The organism is Pseudofrankia asymbiotica (genome assembly GCF_001983105.1).
GTDB classification, from domain to species: domain Bacteria; phylum Actinomycetota; class Actinomycetes; order Frankiales; family Frankiaceae; genus Pseudofrankia; species Pseudofrankia asymbiotica.
This window is the reverse complement of sequence record NZ_MOMC01000037.1, coordinates 111,070-133,604: the sequence shown is the minus strand read 5'-3', so window position 1 is coordinate 133,604 and position 22,535 is coordinate 111,070. Positions and strand designations below refer to the sequence as shown.

Here is a 22,535-nt window from a genome sequence, read left to right as displayed (position 1 = left end):
CATGTCGTTGCGTGCCCGGTTGCTGCTAGCCGTGGTGGGGCTCCTCGCGGTCGGCCTGTGYCTGGGGGCTGTCGGCACCCACGTCGCGTTGCGGTCCTACCTGATGGGCCGCCTCGACCAGCAGGTACGCGACGCGCATCCGGTCATGGAGCAGACGCTGTTGCGCGGCACGCCCTACGGGGACAACGACTCCCACGGCCCCGGCGCGGGATCCAAGGATCACGTCGACGCCGACGACCGGAATCCCCGGTTCGGCAGTTCCTACCTCGTGGGTACCTACGGCGCGCTGTACGACAGCGCCGGACATCTGCTGCTGGAGTCCAGCCCTGGCCCCGGCGGCCAGCAGACACCGACCGAGCGGCCGACCGTCACGGTCCGGCAGCTCGCGACCGCTGAGGAACGTCCCAACCTGGCCACGGTTCCGCTGTGGACCGTTCCGGCAACGGACGGCCATGACGACCGCTTCCGGGTCCTGGCCGAACGCTACGACAGCGGAGACGTCCTCATCGTCGCCGTTCCCTTCACCGACATGGACGCCACGCTCGATCGCGTCGTCAGAATCGAGATCGTCGCGAGCTCCGTCGTGATGGCCACGCTGGCCATGCTGGCTTTGCTCATCATCAGGGTCGGACTGCGCCCGCTCACTCGGATCGAGCACACGGCGGACGAGATCGCCTGGGGGGACCTGACGAAGCGGGTCCCCGACACGAACCGCCGCACCGAGGTCGGACGACTGGGCCAGGCTTTCAACGCGATGCTCACCCAGATCGAGGCGAGTTTCCAAGCGCGAGCGGCGTCCGAACAACGGCTGCGTCGTTTCGTGGCGGACGCCAGCCACGAGCTGCGCACCCCGCTGACCTCGATCCGCGGCTACGCCGAGATGTTTCACCGTGGCGCCGCGAGCCGGCCGGAGGATCTGGCAATGGCGATGCGGCGTATCGAGGAAGAGTCCGCACGCATGTCCGGGCTGGTGGACGACCTGTTGCTGCTGGCGCGGCTAGATCAAGGGCCGTCCACCGAACGTGAGCCGGTCGACGTCGCGGCGATGGTCCGTGACATCGGCACGGACGCCCGGGCCGTCGCGCCCAACCGTCAGATCGAGGTCGACACGCCCCCGTTCCTCGAGATCATCGGCGATCCGAGCCGACTACGCCAAGCAATCGGCAACCTTGTCCGCAATGCGCTCGTGCACACCCCCGAGGATACCCCGCTGTCCATCACCATCTCCACCGTCGAGCCCAGCTCGCCGTCGAGGAAAGCCAACCCGAAGGACCACGCCGCTAGCCCTACAAGAAACGCCTCGAAATCCACCTACGCCTCCAACCAAAACGGCGGCGCGCGCACTGAATCGTTCACCCGGGCAACAAAAGGCACGGCACCCGGAGTTGTCACACCGACGCCCGGCATGTCCGAAGTCGTGATCTCGGTGATCGACCACGGCCCCGGCATCCCCGCGAACGCCGCGGACCACGTATTCGAACGCTTCTACCGCGCGGACCAAGGCCGGTCCCGCGACGCGGGCGGTACCGGCCTGGGCCTGTCCATCGTCGCGGCCGTCGCCGCCGCCCACGGCGGCCACATCGCCCATGAGCCAACGCCGGGCGGCGGCGCCACCTTCCGCCTCACCATCCCTCGCGGCTGAACGTTCGCCGCTCCCACGGCCACGGCCACGGCGTGGGCGTGGCCGTGGGAGCGCGCGTCGTTGGCGGTGCAGCCTTCATGGACGGGGTACCCGGCCCCGACCCGCGAGACGAGGCACGGAGCTACCCGGCGGAGGGCGTTGCGACCCCTGACCAGGCAGCCTTGGCTCCGCTGTGCCCGATCCGGACGACCTGGACGACACTGCCGACCGCGGTCGCAAGGACCAACGCCAACGCGAGAGCTGTCACCCAGGTCGTGCCTCGCGCCACCGGGCGGGCGGGGGTGGTCCTTGCGGCCGCGATCGCCCGGCCCGGTGATGCCCATGCGGTCGGCCGCCAGCCGTCATTCCACAGCAGGAGGAGCGCTGCCACGAACAGTCCGGCGACCCAGGGCAGCAGCGTGTCGCCGAGCTCCGCGTGCCGGGCGATCAGCGGGTTGTCCGGGAGCCGGGCTCGCAGCTGCTCGCCACTGTGGGAGGTGATGGGCACGAGGACCAACGCGCCCAAGGCGGCGAGTGCCGGCAGGGGGCCCAGGGCCCGGCGCAGCCGGGGCCAGAACGCCGCCACGAGAAGTGCCAGCGCCGCCAGTGGCACCAGCACCACCGTGGCATGAATGATCAGAATATGGACAGGTAGGCCGAACACGGTCGAGGGCACGTGGTCTCCAGGCTGTGGCCGCGACCGGCCAACCAGTGCTACTGGTGGCCTAAGTCCGCGGGCGGTCAGACAGATCGGGGTCATGCACGAGATCGAGGGACGGCGCGCCATGGCACCGGACGCGCTCCCATGTGTCAAGCCGCAGGCTCCGTCCCTAGCTGAGGGTCTTCTCAGGGYCGGCGTCCGCGTCCGCGGGCCGTTTCCTCGACGGGGCCGGTGACAGCCCGCGCGGCCCCATGGAACCGATCCTCGCGTGACGGTCCACAACCGGATCGCTGTCCGTCCTCGCCGCGGGATCGGCGCAGATGCCTCGTGCCATGACGCACACCGTGCGGGCCAAATCTGGGAGAAGGCTGGGAAATCCCTGTGCATAAGTCGGGAATCGGCCTCAGCGCTGCACAGCAGCGGTCCGTCACCGACGCCGCGTACGAACAGCACATACAGACAGCTCGACAGCACTGCGAAGGCGCCTGACGGTGTGTGTTGCAATGGCCCATGACGGGAAAGATCATCACCATCTTCGTTGGTCGGGTCTTCGATGGCAGGTCACCGGCCCGGCCCGCCGGGCGGCCGCGATCCGACCTACTGTCGCCGTCCGCGTCGCCGGCTGAACCGGCTCGGTCCTGACAGCYAGCGGAACGACGGACGCCGTGGCCTGGTGGACGGGCCGCCGCCGCGTGGCCGCTACGAATGCGGGCGTCGTCAGAACCGTGCGCGGCCGGACCACCGTGGGGCCGGTTCGTCCCGGCGTGGGGAGCCGAACGGCGGGTGTGGGAAGGGCGGGCGAGACCTGTCCAGCCCTGTTCCGTCGGAGAAGCATGAAAGACGCGCCATGTGGACCGGCCCCTGACCGGCACCGATTGGACGTACAGGCACTGGGCGCGCCGCGGTAGGACGCGGCGAGGACGGAGCGGGCACGATGCGCGCGATGGTTGTCTTCGAATCGATGTTCGGCAACACCAAGGAGATCGCCGAGGCGGTCGCCGCCGGCCTCACGGAGCGGATGGACACCGAGCTGGTGGAGGTCGGCGCCGCGCCCACCACCCTGGCCTCTGATGTCGACCTCGTGGTCGTCGGTGGCCCGACCCACGTCCTGGGCATGAGCCGCCCGAGTACCCGCCGGGACGCGGCTCACCAGGCGGCGGTCAGCGCCGGAGCCGGCGCCGCCGAGAAGGGCGTGATCTCGAAGGGCGTCGGGATCCGGGAATGGCTGGCCACCGTGGACCTCGGCCAGCCATCGCCGGCCATGGCGGTTTTCGACACGAGAATGCGCTCGCCACTGTCCGGCTCCGCCGCGGCGAAGGCGGCGCGGCTGCTGCGTCGGCGCGGTGCGCGCATCGTTGGCCGCCGCGACTTCTACGTCACCGGCACCCAGGGGCCGCTGCGCGATGGCGAGCGTGACGAGGCTCGCCAGTGGGCGGCCGACCTTGCCACGCGTCAGGCGGCGAGTGGCGCGGTGTCGGGAGAGACCGTCGCCGCGCCCGATGGCGCGGGAGGGTGAGGCCGCGTCCGTCGACTCGTCGGCCGCCGGGTGCCGCGCCGAATCTCTCCTCCACTGTCACGGCGCTGTACAGCGCGGTGCCGGAGGGATTCCTGCGGACGCCGGYGAAATCAATGCCGTCGGAAATCCGGAGCTGGCTGGCGGTTCGCGGGCCGCTGTATTCGCCACGTTTGTCGGGACTTCCATCGACTATCCACCCGTGATGACGAGGATTGGCATCGGAACCGGTCAGGGGAGTTGATCATGGACGACAGGGTAAGGATTCTCGTCGGGGTCGACGGCTCCTCCAGCTCGGAGACGGCGCTGCGCTGGGCGTTGCGCGAGGCGGCGCTGTGGGCAGCCACCGCAAGTCCAAGCGGCACCGACCACCGTGAGAAGTCGATCGTCACGGTGCTGCTGGCGTGGACYGCGGACCATATGCCCAGCGGCGGGCCGCACACGGCGAGGGTTTTTGATCATGACGGGCTCGTCCGCATGGGCACACAGACATTGGAGCGCTCGGTCAGGCGGGTGGGCGCGTCCGTGCCAGGGGTCGAACTGCGCCAGTTGATCGTCCACGACGAGCCGGTCGCGGCGCTCGTCAGGGCGGCCCGCGACGCCGACGTGATCGTCGTGGGGGAGCGTGGCCTTGGGCCGCTGCGCCGCGACACCGCTGGATCCATTAGCCAAGGCCTAGCGGACCACGCGCCGGTCCCGGTCGTCATCACCCGCCCCCCGGCCATGGAAGGCACAGGTGGGAACATGAACGCCGGGTGTCTGACTTGTGATCGGCGGCCTGTCGTCGTCGGGGTCGACAGCTCGGACTCGTCGCTCTGCGCGCTGCGTTGGGCGGCGCGGGCCGCCGCCGTTCGGCGGGTACCGCTCAGGGTCGTGCACGCGTGGGGTTGTGACGAGCCGGTGGGCGGGGACGCACACGCCACCTCGGGGGGCGCACGGACCCGGCGCGCGCGTGAGATCATCGACTACGCCGTGACATTCGGCCTCGACGACGACATTGACGTCACCCTCGAGCCGATCGTCTCGTCCGAGCCGGCGATCCGCGCCCTGCTGCGCGCGTCAAGGGACGCGCAGTTGCTCGTCCTCGGTAGCCGCGGCCTCAGCGGTATGGCCCGCCTGACATACGGCTCCGTCAGCCATCAGTGCCTTCTTTTCGGTACAAGCGACCTCGCCGTAGTCCGTACCCTCCATCGGCTGCCCTCGTAAAAGTCCTGACCGACAGCTGGCGCTGGTCGACCGTCCGCGATCACAGTGGGCGACGCATCGACGGGCGGGCTCCGGTCCGCCGATTCCAGCACCTGGCAGCGCCAACCACTGGCGGCGTCAGAGCGGTGCGGAACCTCGCACCGCGGCGTCGTGAACCCGCGCACCAGCCTCCGTGCCGATGGGGAACCGATGGCCGAGACAGGCCTCGCCGATGTCGATGGTGGGGGGTCCGAGTGCCCTGCCCTGGCCGTGGGAGATGGCGGCCGCGACGACGGCCTTGTACTCGGCGGYCGACTCGATGCCCTCGGCCACGACCCGTCCGCCGATCTCGGCCGCGACCTTGGTGAGCCCGGCGGCTACCGCGCGGCGGGCCGGGTCGAGATCGATGCCATGAGTGATGAAGTAGTCCATTTTGATTACTTCTGGTCGCAGATAGAGGAGCTGCTCCAGTCCCGAATAGCAGCTTCCGACGTCGTCTACCGCGATGTGCGTTCCATGGCCGCGGAGTACCTCGGTGGCCACTAGAAGATCATGATCGTCGCCGATGTAGTCGTGTTCGGTGATCTCGACGGCCACGCGTTGTGGCATCCCGGTCTCGACCACTATGTCGATCAGTCCCCCGGTGACCGTCGTCGGTGACGCGTTCACGGCCAGAACCACGTCGGACGGCATGCTCGGCAGCGCTCGTAGGGCGTTGCGGATGGCCGACATCTCCAGTTCGACGCCCAGACCTACCCGGGCCGCGGCGGCGAACAGGTCGTGCGGTCCCTGGGTGGCGTCCGGAAACCGTGCCAGCGCCTCGACCGCCACGGTCCGCCCGGTGGCCAGGTCGACTACCGGCTGGTACACCATCCGTGGCCCGCCCCGGTCGAGCAGTTCACGAATCTGCTGCCAGATAGTGGTGCGGTCATCCCACATCCGCCGAAGGTCGATCACGAACTCGGTGAGGAACGACGCGAGCAACTGCAGGAATCCGCCGTCACTCTGGTGCAGGGACGGGCATGGCTGCTTGCCCAGACAGCCGAGCACGCCGTACACCCRCCCCTCGACATCGATGACAGGTGTCGCCGCGTACGAGCCGATGCCGAGTTCGTCCACCGTCGGTACATGGGAGGTACGCGGATCCGCCGGGAGGTCGGGGAGCAGCGACGGGAGGTCCCCGGACAGGACCTTCGCGTAGAGCGAACCGGCGCGCCGCACGCTGGTACCCGGGCCCATCCCGAAGGYGGAGGCGTCGCCGCTGACCATCTGGAGGACGAGTAGATCTCCTTCGAGCCGCCCGAGCCAGGCGAGATCCATGTGTAGCCGGCGTCGCAGTATCTCGAGTAGTTCGCCCAGGACGGCCCAGGGCTCGGCCGCCTCGGTCCTGGGCCCTAGACACGACGTGCGGCGCCGTGACACCACGTCCACGTTCATCGGCTACCCGTCGTCCGCGAGGTAACACACCACGTGCTTGGGGCCATTTTCGGGGTCGACGTGACGAGCACTCCAGCCTTGGAAGAGTCGCCACAGGCCGGACGTCCGGGCAGAGACCTGTCGGAGGTCCCCCCTTGGCTGGGCTGCCGGCATCCTGCCCGCCGCATGGTCATGAAGGACGCTCGAGATGACCGGATCGGCCAATCACAGCGCCATGTGGTGCGCCGCGAGGTCATGTCGATGGCCGGCCTGAGTCCGTTCGCCCGTCGGTAGCGCGGGAACCGATGAGAGGAGACCGAGAATGTGGTCCGAATGCGACGTGGTCCTGCGTGACGGCGCGATCGCGCATCTGCGTCCAGTCTTGGCCGGCGACGGCCTGGAGCTGCGGGCGCTGCACGCCCGGCTGTCGGACCGCAGCAACTACTTCCGGTTTTTCACCTCCGGCCGGTCGGCCGCCGGCCGGTACGTCGACCATCTGATCGACACCACCGACGTGACACACGGCGCACTGGTCGCCGAAATCGGTGGCCGACTCGTCGGCGTCGCCGGCTACGAGCGCCTGGCCGACCCGACGCGGGCCGAGGTCGCCTTCGCCGTGGAGGAAGCCCAACACGGACGGGGAGTCGGCACCCTCCTGCTGGAGCACCTCGCCGCCTTCGCCCGTGACCACAAGGTGACGACCTTCGTCGCGCAGATCCACGCGGAGAACCTGGCGATGCTGCGGGTCTTCACGGACGCCGGGTTCCCGGTGCGCCGGCACCGCGACGCCGAGACCGTCGACGTCTCGTTCCCGGTGGCCCCGACCGAGAGCCTGCTGGCAGCCCAGGACAGCCGGGAGAGCGAGGCCGACGTGCGTAGCCTGCGGGCGCTGCTGCGGCCCCGTTCGGTGGCGGTGGTCGGAGCGTCGCAGCGGCCTCGCACCGTCGGTCACGAGGTCGTGCGCAACATCGTCGCCGGCGGTTTCCCCGGCCCCGTGTACGTGGTGAACCCGCACGCGGCCGAGGTGGCCGGCGTCGCGGCTGTGCCGTCCGTCCGCGACCTGCCGGGTCCGGTCGATCTCGCCGTGGTGGCGGTCCCCGCGGCCGCGGCCGGCGACGTCGTCGCCGACTGCGCGAATGTCGGCGTACGCGCCGTCGTCATGCTGACGGCGGGGTTCGCCGAGGCCGGCACCGAGGGGCGCGTCCGTGAGGCGGAGCTGGTGGCGAGGGCCCGGTCGTCCGGGATGCGGATCGTCGGACCCAACTGCATGGGCATCGTCAGCACAGCGGCTGGGGTGCGGCTGAACGCGACGTTCGCGGTCGCGCCGCCACGGCCGGGCCGGGTCGGTGTGGTCTCCCAGTCGGGTGGCCTGGGAATCGCTCTGCTGGAGCAGGCCAGCGCGTTGGGGCTGGGTCTGTCGACGTTCGTGTCGACCGGCAACAAGGCGGATGTCTCCGGTAATGACCTGCTGCTGTGGGCAGAGCAGGACCCGGAAACCGATGTCATCGCCCTCTACCTGGAGTCCTTCGGGAATCCCCGCAAGTTCTCCCGGATCGCCCGGCGGGTGTCCCGTGGCAAACCAGTCGTGGCGGTCAAGGGCGGCGGCTCGGGAGCCGGCTCACGGGCGGCCCAGTCGCACACCGCCGCCGCGGTGACGTCACGGACGCACGCCGACGCGCTGTTCCGGCAGGCCGGCGTGATCGCGGTCGACGGGCTTGGCGAGCTCCTGGACACGGTGACCCTGCTTGCGCACCAGCCGCTGCCCGCTGGTGGCCGGCTCGCGATCGTCGGCAACGCCGGCGGCCCGTGCGTGCTCGCCGCGGACTCCGCGGAAGCGGCCGGGCTCACGGTCGCGGAGCTCACGCCCGCCACCCAGGCCGAGCTTCGCGCGATCCTCCCGTCCGGAGCCGCTGTCGCCGGGCCGGTGGACACCATCGCCTCGGTGTCCGGGCCGGCGTTCGAGAAGGCCCTACGTACCGTCCTCGCCGACCCGGGCGTCGACGGCCTGCTCGCCGTCGTCGCGCCGACGCCGCTCACAGAGCCGGAGGATCTACCCGCCGCCGTGCGCGCGGCTGCCACGCACACCGGCAAATCCGTGCTGGCCGTGCTGCTGGGCCAGGTCGCCCGGGTGACGACACTCGAGCCGGCCGACCGGACGATCTGCGCGTACAGCGTGCCGGAGGACGCCGTCCGCGCCTTCGCCCGGGCCGCCGGTCACGCCAGCTGGCTGGCGCGGCCGGTCGGGACCGTCCCCGAGCTGACCGGGATAGACCGTGACCGCGCGCGGACCATTGTCGACGACACCCTCACGAACGCCCCAGATGGCAGCTGGCTCTCGGTGGAGCGTGCCGTCGACCTCGTTGCCTCCTATGGCATCCCGGTCGCGCCGGTGACCCGGGTGGACTCGGCCGCCGCCGCCGCGTTCGCCGCCGATCAGATCGGCGGGACGGTGGTCCTCAAGGCCGGCAACCCGGATCTGGTGCACAAGAGCGACCGGGGCGGAGTCGCCCTCGGGCTCACCACCCCGGCCGCCGCCGCGGCGGCGTACACCAGGATGGCCGGGCTGCTCGGCGCCGAGATGGGCGGCGCGCTCCTCTCGCCGACCGCCGAGACAGGGACGGAGACGCTGGTCGGCGTCGTGCAGGACCCGGCCTTCGGGCCGCTCGTCGCGTTCGGTCTCGGCGGCGTGTTCACCGACCTGCTCGCCGACCGGGCCTACCGGCTCCTCCCGCTGACCGACGTCGACGCCGCGGAGCTGGTCCGGGAACCCCGCGGGGCCAGCCGGGTCCTCGGCGGCTTCCGCGGCGCTCCGGCCGGCGACCAGGCGGCCGTCGAGGATGTGCTGCTACGCGTCGCCCGCCTCGCCGACGACATCCCCCAGATCCGCGAGATGGACATCAACCCGCTCATCGTCACCGCCCACGGAGCGGTCGCCGTCGACGTCAAGATCCGCGTCGCGCCCGCACCCGACGCGACCGACCCCACCCTGCGGCGACTTCGCTAACCCAACACCCGCCGCACTCGGCCGGCAAAACCCCGCACACGGCCAGCCGCCGCGCACAATGTCGCGGTTCTCGGCGGCGTTGGCCGCGCGCACGGCAGGCAAAGAGCGTGTCGCGGGGTGTGAATCCCGATGCCCGAGACATCCTTTCTGACTGGAGTGTCTGTGGAGTTTCTGACGTCCGATCCCTCACCCACGGCCGCGGGTGATGTCACCAGCGGCCTCGGCGTGAAGATCGACGACACGGCCCTGGACCGATTGATCGCCTACTGGGACGCGGCGAACTACCTGACCGCCGCACAGATCTACCTGCGAGACAACCCGCTACTGCGCCGCGACCTGCGGGTCGAGGACATCAAGCCGCGGCTGCTGGGGCACTGGGGCACGTCGCCKGCGTTGAACCTGGTCTATGCGCACCTGAACCGGCTTGTGGTCGAGACCGGCCAGGACGTGCTCTACGTCGCGGGCCCCGGGCACGGCGGCCCGGCCCTGGTGGCGAACACCTACCTGGAAGGGACCTATTCGGAGGTCTATCCGACGGTGTCCCGTGACGTCGCGGGGCTCACCCGGCTGGTGCGGCAGTTCTCCACGCCGGGCGGCATTCCCAGTCACGTCAGTGTCCCGACGCCCGGTTCCATTCACGAGGGTGGAGAGCTRGGCTACGCCCTCGTCCACGCTTTCGGCGCCGCGTTCGATCACCCGGATCTGCTGGTCGCCGCGGTCGTCGGCGACGGTGAGGCCGAGACCGGGCCGTTGGAGGGCAGCTGGAAGGGCATCAGCTTCCTGCACCCGGGCCGGGACGGCGCGGTCCTGCCGATCCTGAACCTCAACCAATACAAGATCGCGAATCCGACGGTGCTCGGGCGGCGCAGCCGCGAGCAGGTCACGGCGCTGTTCGACGGGCACGGCTATGAGGTGCTGTGGGTCGAAGGGAGTGACGTCCGGCAGGTGCACCGGGACTTCGCGGCCGCGCTCGCCCAGGCCCACCAGAGCATCCGCGACATCCAGCGCGCGGCCCGGCAGGAGGGCGCCGTGGTGACCGACCCGCCGCGCTGGCCGATGATCGTGCTCCGGACGCCGAAGGGATGGACCGGCCCGCGGGAGGTCGACGGAGTACGGGTCGAGGGCACATTCCGGGCACATCAGGTACCGCTCGCGGGCGTGCGGGACAACCTGGCGCATCTGACCCAGCTCGAGGCGTGGCTGCGGTCGTACCAGCCGGAGCGGCTGTTCGACGCCGAGGGCAGGTTCGCGGCGGACCTCGCCGCACTCGCACCGACCGGCGACAAGCGCCTCGGCGCGACGAGCTACGCCAACGGCGGCCGGCGCACGACCGACCTGGAACTTCCCGACTGGCGCGACCACGCGCTCGACGTCGGCCCGGAGCGCCGCGGTGTCACGTTCCACGAGACGACCCGGCCACTCGGGGAGCTGCTCGCGGAGGTCTACCGGGACAACCCGACGACGTTTCGGGTGTTCAGTCCCGACGAACTGTCCAGCAACCGCCTGGGGGCGATCCTGGATGTCAGCGACCGCTGCCTGGTGGCTCCGGCGGACCCGCTCGATGACCGGGTCTCCCCGGAGGGCCGGGTGATGGAGGTCCTCTCGGAGCACCTGTGCGAGGGCTGGCTGGAGGGTTACACCCTCACCGGCCGCCACGGCCTGTTCGCCACCTACGAGGCGTTCGCCATGGTGTCCGCGTCGATGCTGGTCCAGCACACGAAGTGGCTGCAGGAAGCATCGAAACTAGCCTRGCGGGCGTCGGTGCCGAGCCTGAACGTCCTGCTCACCAGCACCTGCTGGCGCAACGATCACAACGGCTTCTCCCACCAGGGCCCGGGGTTGATCGACACGGTCGTGCCGCTGTCCCCGGGCGTGGCGCGGATCTGGCTGCCGCCGGACGCGAACTGCCTGCTGTCGGTCTCCGACCACTGCCTGCGCAGCCGCGACCACGTCAACCTGATCGTGGCGGACAAGCAGCCTCATCTGCAGTACCTGTCGGCCGATGAGGCCGAAGAGCACTGCGCACGGGGCGGGTCGGTCTGGGACTGGGCCGGGACCGAGGCACGGGCTGGCCGCGACCCGGACGTGGTGATCGTGGGGATCGGGGATGTCCCTACGATGGAGGCTCTGGCGGCGGCAGATCTGCTGCGCCGGTTCGTGCCGAGCCTCGCGGTCCGGTTCGTCAACGTCGTCGACCTGATGGCGCTGCCGCGGCCCGACCTGCATCCACACGGGTTCTCCACGCCGATGTTCCGCGCCCTGTTCACCGACGAGACCGACGTCGTGGTCGCGTTCCACGGCTACAGCCGGGCCGTTCATCAGCTTCTCCACGGCCGCAAGAACCCGCAGCGGTTCCACGTCCGCGGCTTCATGGAGCAAGGCACCACGACCACGCCATTCGACATGGTCRTCCGCAACGGGGTCAGCCGCTACCACCTGGCCCGCCTCGCCGTGGAGTTCGCCCGCACCACCCACCCCGGCGCCGACCGGCTGGTGAGCCACTGCGAAACCCAGCTCACCCGCCACGAGGCCTACGTCGCCGAACACTTCGAGGACCTTCCCGAGGTCCAGAACTGGACGTGGCCGGACGGAGGGTGACGGCCCGCACCACGGGTCACCGCCGTCACCACGTCGGACGCCCGGACCGAGGAGAAGGGGGSCGAGATGTCAGACCGCTGGTCGTCTGAAAAAAACAGCATTGTCGGTAACATGCCCATCGGCCAAGTCATGGGCAACGGGGAGCGAGTGCCGCTGACCGGCCTCCTGCGCTTTGATCCCACTGACCCGATCGCGATAACGCTTGTCGTTCGCATGGTAGGTGACCAGATGGTCGAGTGGACGTTCGCGCGCGATCTGCTCGCGGCGGGTGGCCATCAACCGGCTGGTGTCGGCGACGTGCGGATCGGACCCTCCCAAGGCGATAGAAAGTGGGCCTTGACGATATCGCTGACGGGTCCAGAAGGTCAGGCGGAGTTGGAACTCCCGTCGCGCAGGGTCGGGACGTTCTTACGCCAGACGTACGCCGCGGTCCCGGCCGAGATGGAGGCCAGTCTGATCGACTGGGGGTCCGAGTTCGAATCACTGCTGGGGCCGCAGAAGCCTACACGGGATGGTTCGCCGGACAGATAACGCCGCGCCCTCAACATGGAGGAGAACATCGAGGTCGACATCACTGGCCTGGACGTCTTGGAGAATCTGCGCTAAGAACTCGCCGGCCGAGGCGTCGTCGTCGCGCTTGCCCGGGTCAAACGGGAGTTGCTCGACGAGCTTGTCGCACATGGTGTGGCTGGCCGGATCGGCGCGGACCGTATCTTCCCGACCTTGCCCGTGGCAGTCACCGCCTATGYGCAGGCTATGACCCGGCCGGAGTGGCCATAGGCGGCCGACCTTGACCGGGCCAATGGATCACATTCAACAAGCACGACCTACCGAATGCCCTTTCACCTCCCAAGCGCATAGCGAAGAGCCCAACCCGTAGTTGATGAACCGAGCGGAGTTCAGTCCGCGGTCGGAAGGACCGGGGTGAGCCGGAAGAGCAGGGGAGTCACCGGCGCGTCGTTGGCGTCCCCGTGTGCAAGCGGCCTACCGGCGAGGGCGTGGACCAGATCGCTGGTCGTCGCGATGCCGATCAAGTCGTCGGTCGGAGTCGTCACGCAGACGGCGTCGGCCCGATCGGCCGCCATCCGTGCCGCGGCGTCGCGCAGGGAGGTGTCTCTGCGCGCGCGGAGGGGTGGATGCTCGACGAGATCGCGGACGGTCCGGGGCTTGGCGGTGAGCGGTCCGGCCACATACTCGCCGGCCAGCCGACGATCGTCGATCATTCCGACGAGCCGAGTGCCGTCTACGACTGGCAGGTGGCGAATGCCTGCCTGGATCATCAGCTCCGGGCCAGCAGGACGTCGTCGTCCGGCCAGCGGCGATAGCCCCGAGTATGCCCGCGGCAGACCGGGCAGACCGACAGCGTGCAATCAGCCGCCGGCGTCCCGTTATAAGGCGGTCCGTCCGGATGCGAGACGGCCCGGGCGTGACCGTGACCCGGCGTCCGCTGCGCCCTTCCCTTCGAAGGGAGATCATGTGATGACCACCTCAACCGTCGGGTCTCGCGAGCACGGCGGTGGTCTGCTCGCGAAAGCGGGCCCCGCGCTGCTCGCGCTGGGCATCGGCTGGATGATTTTCGCTCTCGCGATCCCCCAGCTCGACCTGCGTGCGCCCACGTCGATCGCCGTGCTGCTCGGCCTGCTCCTGCTGGCGAGCGCCGGCAGTGAACTGGCCACAGCGACAACCGCGGGCCGCGAATGGCGCCCCGTGCGCGCCATGCTGGCCGTCGTGTTCATCGCGGCCGGCATCGTCGCCCTGGCCTGGCCGAGCCCGACCTTCCGAGTCATCGCCCGCATCCTCGCCTGGTACCTGTTGGCCAAGGGCATAGCCGACCTGGCGACCGCCCTGGTGCGCCGCCGTGGTGGCCGCACCAGCCCCGGCTTCGCGACCGAGTCCGGTGGACTGCCTGGCCGTGCGCCGTGGTGGGCACCGCTCGTCATCGGGGCCTTCTCGATCGGTGTCGCCTTCTGGGCGGTCGGCTACTCGAGCCAGTCCCGCAACCTGCTGGTGTTGTGGCTCGCGCTCGCCGCCCTCGCCACCGGCCTCTCCCGCTTCATGGACGCGTTCCACACCGTCGGCGAGGCCCGTCCAGAGCTGCGCGGTGACGACAGCCGCGCCCGGCCGCGACACGAGACGGGCGACGCCGACGCCATGCCCGCCAGCGGGTTCGGCACCCGGGYCGCCACCGAGGCCAAGCGGCCCGACATCGATGCCAAGGCCGACACGCGCCTGGGCAATCGACGACCCAACCCATGATCTGGTGGCCAGCCGCCAGACATGACGCCACTGACGCCACTGACGCCACTGACGCCACTGTGACGCTGCGCGCCTGACCGTCCCGCGACCCGACGTCCCGGCCAGAGAGATCACGAGCGGTGCATGGCGGATGCGTAGGGTTGTGCGTGCAGCGTGATCTATGCCGCCTGGCGTGTGGAGCGTGACGATCGATGGCTCGCCGGTTCCAGACCGCTGGTCCCTGCCGGGCCGGGGCCGACTACATGATTCCGGCGGTGTCTCGGCTGCCGGAGGTCCCCGAGCTGGTGGAGCAGGAAGGCTACTTCGTCGTCCACGCGCCGCGGCAGACCGGCAAGACAACGACGCTGACCGCGCTGGCCGAGGAACTGACCGCCAAGGGCCGCCACGCGGCGTTGCTGTTCTCCTGCGAGGCGGGGCGGGCCGCCCGCGACGACTACGGCGCGGCGACCCGCGACATCCTGTCCCGGATCCGTGCGGCCGCGGACACGGCTCTGCCGCGGGACCTACGCCCACCGCCATGGCCAGAGGCCTCCGAGGGCACCCTGCTCGCCGCGGGCCTGTCGGCCTGGGCACGGGCCTGCCCCGGCCTCTGGTGCTGTTCTTCGACGAGATCGACGCGCTGAGCGGGCAGAGCCTGATCAGTGTCCTCAGCCAGCTCCGGGACGGCTACCGCGACCGCCCCACCAGCTTTCCCGCCTCCATCGCCCTCTGCGGCCTCCGCGACGTCCGCGACTGCCACTCCCACGAGATCGCTTCGCGATCCCGCGGGTCCCCGGAAGCGGCTTCCGGCGGCGACCCGTCGCGGTTGGGAACGTCCAGCCCGTTCAACATCAAGCTGGAGTCGCTGCGGCTGGGAGACTTCACCGCCAACGAGGTCGCCGACCTGTACGGACAGCACACCGCCGACACCGGCCAGGAGTTCACCCCGACCGCCGTGGCCCGGGCGTTCGAGCTGACCGCGGGTCAGCCCTGGCTGGTCAACGCCCTGGCCCGCGAGATCGTGGTGAAACTGGCAGTGCCCGCCACGGTGCCGATCACGGTCGACGACGTCGAACAGGCGAAGGAGCGCCTGGTCCTCGCCCGGGCGACACACCTGGACTCACTGGCGGCACGGCTGGCCGAACCACGGGTCCGCCGGATCGTGCAGCCCCTGCTCGCCGGCGACCTCGTCGCGCTCGACCCCTACGACGACGACCTCGCCTACACCCGAGACCTCGGCCTGATCGCCACAGACAACCCGGTCCGGATCGCCAACCCCATCTACCGCGAAGTCATCGTCCGTGTTCTGACCACACAGGTCGAAGCCAACGTCGTCGCCGACCCCCGCAGCTTCATCCTGCCGGACGGCCGTCTCGACGTCGCACTGCTCCTACGCGAGTTCGCCGAGTTCTGGATCGAGCACGGCGACGTACTCACCACAACCGAGCACTACCACGAGGTCGCCCCACAGCTCGTCCTCATGGGATTCCTCCAGCGCGTCGTGAACGGCGGCGGCTACGTGGACCGAGAATACGGCGTCGGCCGCGGAAGGATCGACCTGCTCATCCGCCGGCCCTACACCGACCAACACGGCAAACGCCACTGGCAGCGCGAAGCCCTCGAACTCAAGGTTTGGCACCCCTACAAGGCCGACCCGCTACGCCAGGGCCTGACCCAGCTCGACGGCTACCTCGACCGCCTCGGCCTCGACACCGGCACCCTCATCATCTTCGACCGCCGCCCGGGCGCCCCCGACCTCAGCGATCGCACCCAGTTCGACACCGCCACCACCCCAACCGGCCGTACGGTCACCGTCCTGCGGGCCTGAACGCGGTCGCCGACACGTCGTCGCCGTTCCGGGACCGGCGAAGGTGGGCAGACCGGTGACCGTGACCCRCAGCCCCGACCGCCCCGACTGGCTGCCGTCGGCCGTCTCCGACGAGGCGCTGGGCCGCGCCCGCGCCCACTATCCCGCGCTGGTCCTACGCGGGTTGCTGCACGCCACCTGCAAGGCCGTGCTGGTGGCCGGCGACTACCAGGGCACCGAAGCCGTGTTGAAGGTTCTCACCGCCGCCGAGCCGGTGTGGCGGCGTCACCATGACATCGAGGCGCGTACCTACCAGCGGTTCGCCGCCGACCCGCCGCCGGTGCGCGTGCCCCGGTTGCTGGCCCCGCCCGTGCCCGGTCTGCTGCTGGTGCAACGCCTTCCCGGCCGCCCGGTCGCCGCCGCCCGCTACCCTTGCGCGGTCGCGTTGCCGACCCTTGACGCGGTGCTCGCCGCCGCCGACGCGCTGGCGACCTGGCCCGGTCGGACCCGCTTCGCCGGCGATCCCCGCCGGTCTGTGCTGGCGGCCAGCGATCTGGCCGTCGCCGCCGACCTCGGCGCCTTGGCCGCCATGCGGGCGTGGGCGGGTACCTTCGCCGCGACCCCGGCTGTCTTCTGCCACGGTGACCTGCTGTTGACCAACGTGCTGGTCACCGGCACCGAGGTCGCGCTGGTGGACTGGGAGTACGCCGGGATGCGCCTGCCCGGCTACGACCATGCCCTGCTCTGGCTCACGCTCATGGACCAGCCGGCCGCCCAGGCCCGCGTCGTCGCCCACGTCGCCCACGCCGCCGGCCAGGCGGCCTTCCGGTTCAACATCGCCTCGCTGCTGCTGCGGGAACTGCGCAACCACCGCGAGGCCGCGGCGACCTTCCCGCAGCTGGCCGACCGCTACCAGGCGTTGCGGCGGCTGGCCGACGACGTCGTCCTCCGCGGCCTTCCGACCTCCCAGGGCCTGTGAGGCGGGACTGGGCGGTCAGAGAGCCTGGCTGGTCAGGCCCTGTTCACAGCGTCCAAGGCTGTCTGGTCTGCCCCGGGCGCGGCCAGCGGACACCGCTCCCGTCGGCCCAGCGCTCGATCGTCGGCGCGAAGCGGGGCGCTCGTGTGGATCGCTAGACCCCCTCGGGGAGAGACCCTTTGCTGGACACGACGCTGACGGTGCCGTCTGCCAGGCGATAGGACAGCCCGACGATCGCGCACCGGCCCGCCGCGACCTCGGTCGCCAGCAGGGCCGACCGTCCCACCAGCCCGTCGACCGTCCGGCGAATGTGGGCCTGGACGAACTGGTCGATGTCAGTRCATCCTGCCGCGCGTGCCCACAGGATGCTGGGCATGACCCGCTCCACCACGTCTCCGATATAGCCAGCCGGCGCCACCCCGTCGCGGTCAGCCTCGGATGCGGCGGTCACGGCGCCACACAGGTCATGACCAAGGACGACGACCAGTGGCGCCTCCAGCACGTGGACGCCGTACTCGATGCTGCCCAGCACCTCGGGTCCCGCGACATGGCCAGCGGTACGGACCACGAACAGGTCGCCCAGCCCCCGGTCAAAGATGATCTCGGCGGCGAGCCTGGAGTCGGAACACCCGAACAGCACCGCGAACGGACGCTGCCGCGGCACCACCGCTGATCGACGGTCCGCGTCCTGATTGGGATGAAGCCGCTCTCCATGTACAAACCGCGCATTGCCCTCCAGCAGGGCCGCATACGCGTCGGCGGGCGAGGCCGGTGCGAGGTCGGGCATGCGCAGCAACCTACCTGACCTGCGACGAGTCGTTTTCCAGTTTGGAGTGAGGACGCAAAGGTCACAGCGACTGAGCCGGGCGGACGACCGCCGCACGCGGATCGGCTGCTGGAGGCGCTGCCGTCGGCGGAGTCGGGGCGTGCGGAGCCGCCGCCGGCCTGGTGATCAGACGGCGTGGGCGAGCTCGGTGAAGGCGACCGACAGCCGCGGCGGTAAACCAGCGTCGCTGGCGAGTTCGAAATGACCGCGGCGGATGTTCTGGACCAGCGTCGCGACGAGGTCGCACAGAGTGAGTGAGGCTTTCGCGGCCTTCACGAATCAGTAGCGCCCGGCTCTTCCAGGACGTTCTCGAAGTAGCCGGGGCCGGACCGGGGGAGGACCTCCAGCGCGGTGGTGTAGCGCAGGGTCTCGGTTTCCCACGCGTGATAGCCGCGGATCCAGGCGGTCAGGACGTCGAGATAGGTGGTGACGGTGGCGCGCTGCGTGGCGGGGAGCGCGAGATGGGTGCACATGGCTGGGACGTCGCGGGCCAGCTCCTGGAAGCGGGTGCAGCGTCGGTGGACTTCCCCTTGCGCCGCGGCGACGGCCTCCTCGCGCGTGCGGTGCTGGGTGTGTTCGAGAACCAGGACGAGGTTGTCCATGTCCCCGCGCGCTTCCTCCTTCTCCAGGGAGTACACGTCGTTGCACATCAGCGTGATGTCGATGGCGATCTCCCGCATGATTCTCAGCTGCGGGCTGTGGAACACGGCCGGAGGCAGAGTAAGAGCCGCCGCGTGTTCCCCCAGCGACAGCGGCAGTGCTGTCCCGGCGACGCCCCGGCGGACCTGGAGGTACTGCTCCAGGTCGGCCGGCACCCCACGGCGCCGGTTGAGCGCCTCGTGGGCGTGGGCGGCGAAGTAGTACTCCCACTCGCCGGAGACTCGGGCTGTCCAGCCGGGAGAGGCACCCTCGATGCTGCGCCGCCACAGGTCAGCGAACGCGGCCGAGCACGGGTCGCCGCCGGGGCGAGGCCCGGTGCCGTGAACGATGTCGATCAGGCCCTGGCACACCCGGGCGACGCGGCCCGRCGCCCAACCCAGGGGGCCGTCGAGCTGGTCGTCGAAGACGAAGAAGAACGCCATGGTGTCGGTGCACAGATCCAGCCCCGGGCCGGTGGCGTCGGGGAAGCCGTAGGCGGCGAGCCGGGGCATGTCCCATGAGGTGTACCAGTCCACCGACCGTTCGCCGCCCACCAGCCCGTGGCGGCGGACCCAGTCGAGGTTGCGGGTGCGGGTGCCTTCCATGTCCTGGTGGACGCGGAGCGGAAAGGGCAGATCGAAGGCGACGTCCTGAGGCATGGAACCTCCACATGCCGGCCCGCCCTCTGGCTCACCGGCCCCACACCAGATGTAACCCAGAGCGGCCCACCGCGGCTGGTCCATGTGAGATTTCCGCGAGAAGGAGCGTTCCTCCATCGGCGGCACGTAAAACCGTCCTGATTGAACGGTTACCTCCCGCGACGACGGCCCGGATAGCAATCCGCGTCGCCTCGCCGGACATGAGCGGCGCCCCGTAAGCGGTCGCCACCCCGTCAGTGAGATCTCACGAGTGTGAGGATGCGGTCCCAGAATTCCGCTGGCACCTCGCGCGCCTTTCCCCGGGAATTCCCCCGGAGCGCCGACCAGTCACCCGGTACCGGGTCTCCGCTTCGAGGTCGGAGTAGCTCGGCGCCTCTGACTGCCCAGTCGCGCCCCACATGCGGGACGCCACCTGGGCCGCTGACCCCCGGTCACGTGACCGGGGGTCAGCGGTCCAGGGTTGGTCAGACGAGCGCCGGAGCGCGCCGCGGTGTGCGGAGGATGGAGCGGCCGAGCGCGGCGAACCAGATCACGTTGACCGCGCCGATGGAGGCGACCGCGCCCCAGCCGTTGGCGGCGTAGAAGTCCGCCGCGTCCATGCCGAAGAACAGCGACGGGACCAGGGCCAGGTTCACCAGCGCGAGGGCGACGCCGCCACGGAGCATCCGGCGGGAGAAGTACCGCCGGGCGGCCGGGGCCGCGGCCAGGGCGAGCAGGAACACCGCGACCAGTACCCGGGCGATGGGGCCGTGCAGCAGCACCATGCCGGCGGCGAGCGGTCCGTCGACGGTCGGGTCGAGGTGGCCGTCGGGGTCCTGCAACGACGCGCCGACCTCCAGGGAGGCGGCCACCAGGGTGACGGTGACGTACATGCGCAGCGCGGTGACCGCGAGGTCACCGCCCAGGCCCGCGTCGCCGTCGGGGCCGCGCAGGAGCCGGCCGAGCCCGACGGCGAACACCAGGAACACGGTGAAGGTGGCGATCGTGATCAGGTTGCGGCTGAGCACGTTCGCGGATGGCGGCGGGCCGGAGTAGACGAAGTACAGGCCGACCATGACCAGGGAGAGCAGGCCGCCGAGCAGGGCGGCCCAGCCGGTGACGCGACGCTCGGAGCTCATCGGCCCTCCTCCCGCGCCGCCTCGGCGAGCCCCCACCAGCGCCGCCAGCGCCGCGCGAGGGTGAGCAGGCCGACGGCGGCGGCGGCCGGGACGGCGGTCCACAGCCACCACGGCGCGTCGAGGTGGGCGGTGATCACGCCGATCATCAGCCAGACGACGACCTGGACGAGGGTGGCGATGAGGCCGCCGTACGCGAAGGCCGAGCGGACCAGCAGAAGCTTGCGCTCGAACGTGCCGCGAGGAGCGCGGACGGGACCGAAGACCTCGTCGGCGAGCTCGTGGAGGCGGGAACCAGGGGAGTGTTCGGTGGCTGCGTTCATGGCTCCAGCGAACCGGCGCGGGCACCCCCGCCGCGTCGCCCGAACCGCGGAGGGCCGTCGACCTTCGGCGGACCGGGGGTCCCCCGAAAGGCGGACTCGGCACGGCCGGACAGGCTCGTAGAGTCGCGGCTGTGGACGAGGAGACGAACGGCTGGCGACGGCGGGCACGGTCGGCGGCCGTCGTCCTGGCCGCGTTCGCCGGTGGCCTCGTGCTCCTGTACGACGTGCTGCAACAGGGACCCGCGGGCGGTTGGCGCGCCGTCGACGTGTGCGCCGGGGCGCTGGCGTGCCTGCTACTGCTCGGCCGGCACCGGTACCCGCTCGTGGTCGGGCTCGTGCTCGCCGTCGTCGCCGGGGTCGTCGCCGCCGCGGGCGTGGCCAACATGGTCGCGCTGTACTTCGTCGCCCGCTACCGGTCGCTGCGGGTCGCGATCGGTGTCGCGGTCGCGGACGTGGCCGCCGGCTGGGTGTTCTGGCTGGTGTACCCAGGCAACCAGGGTGTCTCGCTGACCCTGACCGTGAACATCGCCATCGCTGCCGCGGTGACCGCCTGGGGTGCGCTGATCCAGTCGCAGCACGCGCTGCTGGACGCCTACCGCGAGCGCGCCGAGCGCGCCGAGGAGGAGCGGAACCTGCGTGAGGAGCACATCCGTGCCACCGAGCGCACCAGGATCGCCCGGGAGATGCACGACGTGGTGGCGCACCGGATCTCGCTGGTGGCGCTGCACGCCGGTGGCCTCGAGGTCGCGCCGCGGCACGGCGAGGACGACGTCCGGGACGCGGCCGCGCTGATCCGTACCTCGGCCGTGCAGGCGCTCGACGAGCTGCGGTCGGCGATCGGCGTCCTTCGTGAGGATGAGCCGCGCTCGCTGGACCAGCCGGGCCTGGACCGGCTCGGCGACCTGGTCGAGGAGGCGCGTGCCGCCGGCCAGGAGGTCGCGTTGTCCATGGACCCGGCGCTGGCGTCGACCGGGCCCGCGTCGACGGTGGCCGCCGGCCGGGACGTGTACCGGATCGTGCAGGAGGGGCTGACCAACGCCCGCAAGCACGCGCCCGGGGTGCCGGTGCGTGTCAGCCTGGCCCGGTCGGGAGCGGACGTCGAGGTCGACGTGGTGAACGCGCGTACCACGGGCTCGCTCGGCGTACCGGGCACGAGCAGCGGGCTGATCGGGCTCGTCGAGCGGGCCGCACTGGCGGGCGGGACGCTGAGCCACGGGTTCAGCGCCCGCGGCGAGTTCGAGCTGAGGGCGCGGTTGCCGTGGCGCTGAAGGTGCTCGTGGTCGACGACGACGCGCTGGTCCGGACGGGTCTGCGCATGGTGCTGGCCAGCGACCCGGAGCTGGCGGTCGTCGGGGAGGCGGCGGACGGCGCCGCGGCGGTGTCCGCGTGCCGGGAGACCCGGCCGGACGTCGTGCTGATGGACCTGCAGATGCCGGTGCTGGACGGTGTCCAGGCGACCCGGCGGATCGGCCGGCTGGACGAGCCGCCGGCCGTGCTGATCCTGACCACGTTCCACCTGGACTCGTACGTGATCGACGCGCTCGAGGCGGGCGCGCGCGGCTACCTGCTCAAGGACACCGCCCCGCGGGAGCTGACCCGGGCGATCCACGTCGTGGCCGGCGGCGAGTCGGTGTTCTCGGGACCGGTGACCGAGCGGCTGGTGCACCAGCTCGGCAAGGGCGACGACCGGCGTGCGGCCGGCGCCCGGGACCGGTTGGCGACGCTCACCGAGCGGGAGCGCGCGGTGGCCGAGGCGGTCGCGGACGGCCTCTCGAACGCGGCCATCGCCCAGGCCCTGTTCCTGGGCGAGGCGACCGTGAAGACGCACGTCTCGCGGATCCTGACCAAGACCGGCTCGGAGAACCGGGTGCAGATCGCGCTCCTGGTCTACGAAGCGCGAATCTGAACGCGAATCTGAGGCAGAGCACGAGGTCGCCTCGGCGACCGCTCAGGTGCT

Annotated in this window: 19 protein-coding genes and 1 pseudogene; 12 read left to right on the top strand and 8 right to left on the bottom strand. The window is 70.6% G+C overall.

The features are described from left to right. Position 1: 1 nt before the first annotated feature. Positions 2-1,642: a sensor histidine kinase gene (locus BL253_RS18970; RefSeq protein WP_076818447.1), complete on the top strand. Its 1,641-nt coding sequence runs from the start codon at positions 2-4 to the stop codon at positions 1,640-1,642. A gap of 121 nt (positions 1,643-1,763) precedes the next feature. Here BL253_RS18970 and BL253_RS18965 read toward each other — a convergent pair whose 3' ends face one another. Beyond that, positions 1,764-2,297, bottom strand: a complete 534-nt coding sequence (locus tag BL253_RS18965) for a DUF2231 domain-containing protein (protein WP_076818446.1) — start codon at positions 2,295-2,297, stop codon at positions 1,764-1,766. 919 nt (positions 2,298-3,216) lie between these two features. On the opposite strand from BL253_RS18965, the gene BL253_RS18960 reads away from it, so the two are divergent. After that, complete coding sequence (locus BL253_RS18960; protein WP_076818445.1) at positions 3,217-3,798, top strand: flavodoxin family protein; 582 nt, start codon at positions 3,217-3,219, stop codon at positions 3,796-3,798. 243 nt (positions 3,799-4,041) lie between these two features. After that, positions 4,042-5,001 (top strand): universal stress protein, encoded by a 960-nt coding sequence (locus tag BL253_RS18955; protein WP_076818444.1) that lies wholly within the window; start codon positions 4,042-4,044, stop codon positions 4,999-5,001. A gap of 117 nt (positions 5,002-5,118) precedes the next feature. Here BL253_RS18955 and BL253_RS18950 read toward each other — a convergent pair whose 3' ends face one another. Beyond that, a complete protein-coding gene (locus BL253_RS18950) occupies positions 5,119-6,417 on the bottom strand; it encodes a sensor domain-containing phosphodiesterase (protein ID WP_081438451.1) in 1,299 nt (432 codons plus the stop codon). Between the two features lie 301 nt (positions 6,418-6,718). Between BL253_RS18950 and BL253_RS18945 the strand changes: the two genes are divergently transcribed. The 3 genes from BL253_RS18945 (at position 6,719) to BL253_RS18935 (ending at position 12,529) form a co-directional block, all read left to right on the top strand. Continuing rightward, on the top strand, positions 6,719-9,400 hold the full coding sequence (locus BL253_RS18945; protein WP_076818443.1) for a bifunctional acetate--CoA ligase family protein/GNAT family N-acetyltransferase: 2,682 nt from the start codon (positions 6,719-6,721) through the stop codon (positions 9,398-9,400). Between the two features lie 162 nt (positions 9,401-9,562). Next, complete coding sequence (locus BL253_RS18940; RefSeq protein WP_241834929.1) at positions 9,563-11,998, top strand: phosphoketolase family protein; 2,436 nt, start codon at positions 9,563-9,565, stop codon at positions 11,996-11,998. Positions 11,999-12,064: 66 nt separating this feature from the next. Continuing rightward, a complete protein-coding gene (locus BL253_RS18935) occupies positions 12,065-12,529 on the top strand; it encodes an SsgA family sporulation/cell division regulator (RefSeq protein ID WP_076818442.1) in 465 nt (154 codons plus the stop codon). A 368-nt stretch (positions 12,530-12,897) separates the two neighbouring features. Here the strand turns inward: BL253_RS18935 and BL253_RS43845 are convergent, their stop codons facing one another. After that, a complete protein-coding gene (locus tag BL253_RS43845) occupies positions 12,898-13,278 on the bottom strand; it encodes a CBS domain-containing protein (protein ID WP_076818441.1) in 381 nt (126 codons plus the stop codon). Between the two features lie 199 nt (positions 13,279-13,477). Between BL253_RS43845 and BL253_RS18925 the strand changes: the two genes are divergently transcribed. The 4 genes from BL253_RS18925 to BL253_RS18915 all read left to right on the top strand — a co-directional run bounded on the left by BL253_RS18925 (position 13,478) and on the right by BL253_RS18915 (position 17,019). Continuing rightward, on the top strand, positions 13,478-14,254 hold the full coding sequence (locus BL253_RS18925) for a DUF308 domain-containing protein (RefSeq protein ID WP_076818440.1): 777 nt from the start codon (positions 13,478-13,480) through the stop codon (positions 14,252-14,254). Positions 14,255-14,508: 254 nt separating this feature from the next. After that, complete coding sequence (locus tag BL253_RS45850; RefSeq protein WP_241834927.1) at positions 14,509-14,877, top strand: hypothetical protein; 369 nt, start codon at positions 14,509-14,511, stop codon at positions 14,875-14,877. Then, a complete protein-coding gene (locus BL253_RS18920) occupies positions 14,847-16,061 on the top strand; it encodes an ATP-binding protein (RefSeq protein ID WP_241834926.1) in 1,215 nt (404 codons plus the stop codon). Before BL253_RS45850 ends, BL253_RS18920 begins: the two co-directional genes overlap by 31 nt. Before the next feature lie 55 nt (positions 16,062-16,116). Beyond that, a complete protein-coding gene (locus BL253_RS18915) occupies positions 16,117-17,019 on the top strand; it encodes a phosphotransferase (RefSeq protein ID WP_076818439.1) in 903 nt (300 codons plus the stop codon). A gap of 151 nt (positions 17,020-17,170) precedes the next feature. On the opposite strand, the gene BL253_RS18910 is transcribed toward BL253_RS18915, so the two are convergent. From BL253_RS18910 to BL253_RS42345, 5 genes and pseudogenes are all read right to left on the bottom strand, one after another. Continuing rightward, positions 17,171-17,803 (bottom strand): carbonic anhydrase, encoded by a 633-nt coding sequence (locus BL253_RS18910; RefSeq protein ID WP_076818438.1) that lies wholly within the window; start codon positions 17,801-17,803, stop codon positions 17,171-17,173. Between the two features lie 165 nt (positions 17,804-17,968). Beyond that, positions 17,969-18,070, bottom strand: a pseudogene (locus BL253_RS41180) (IS6 family transposase); the annotation flags it as partial. Between the two features lie 44 nt (positions 18,071-18,114). Continuing rightward, entirely contained in the window at positions 18,115-19,140 is a 1,026-nt protein-coding gene (locus BL253_RS18905) for a terpene synthase family protein (protein WP_076818437.1), read from the bottom strand. Between the two features lie 464 nt (positions 19,141-19,604). After that, complete coding sequence (locus BL253_RS18900; RefSeq protein WP_076818436.1) at positions 19,605-20,258, bottom strand: hypothetical protein; 654 nt, start codon at positions 20,256-20,258, stop codon at positions 19,605-19,607. After that, positions 20,255-20,578, bottom strand: a complete 324-nt coding sequence (locus BL253_RS42345; RefSeq protein ID WP_076818435.1) for a hypothetical protein — start codon at positions 20,576-20,578, stop codon at positions 20,255-20,257. The genes BL253_RS18900 and BL253_RS42345 overlap by 4 nt, the downstream gene beginning before the upstream one ends. A 131-nt stretch (positions 20,579-20,709) precedes the next feature. On the opposite strand from BL253_RS42345, the gene BL253_RS18890 reads away from it, so the two are divergent. Then, positions 20,710-21,846 carry a sensor histidine kinase gene (locus BL253_RS18890; RefSeq protein ID WP_076818434.1) on the top strand — a complete coding sequence of 379 codons (1,137 nt, stop codon included), beginning with the start codon at positions 20,710-20,712 and terminating at the stop codon, positions 21,844-21,846. Further along, positions 21,837-22,484, top strand: a complete 648-nt coding sequence (locus BL253_RS18885; protein WP_198946312.1) for a response regulator — start codon at positions 21,837-21,839, stop codon at positions 22,482-22,484. The genes BL253_RS18890 and BL253_RS18885 overlap by 10 nt, the downstream gene beginning before the upstream one ends. The last annotated feature ends 51 nt before the right edge of the window (positions 22,485-22,535 follow it).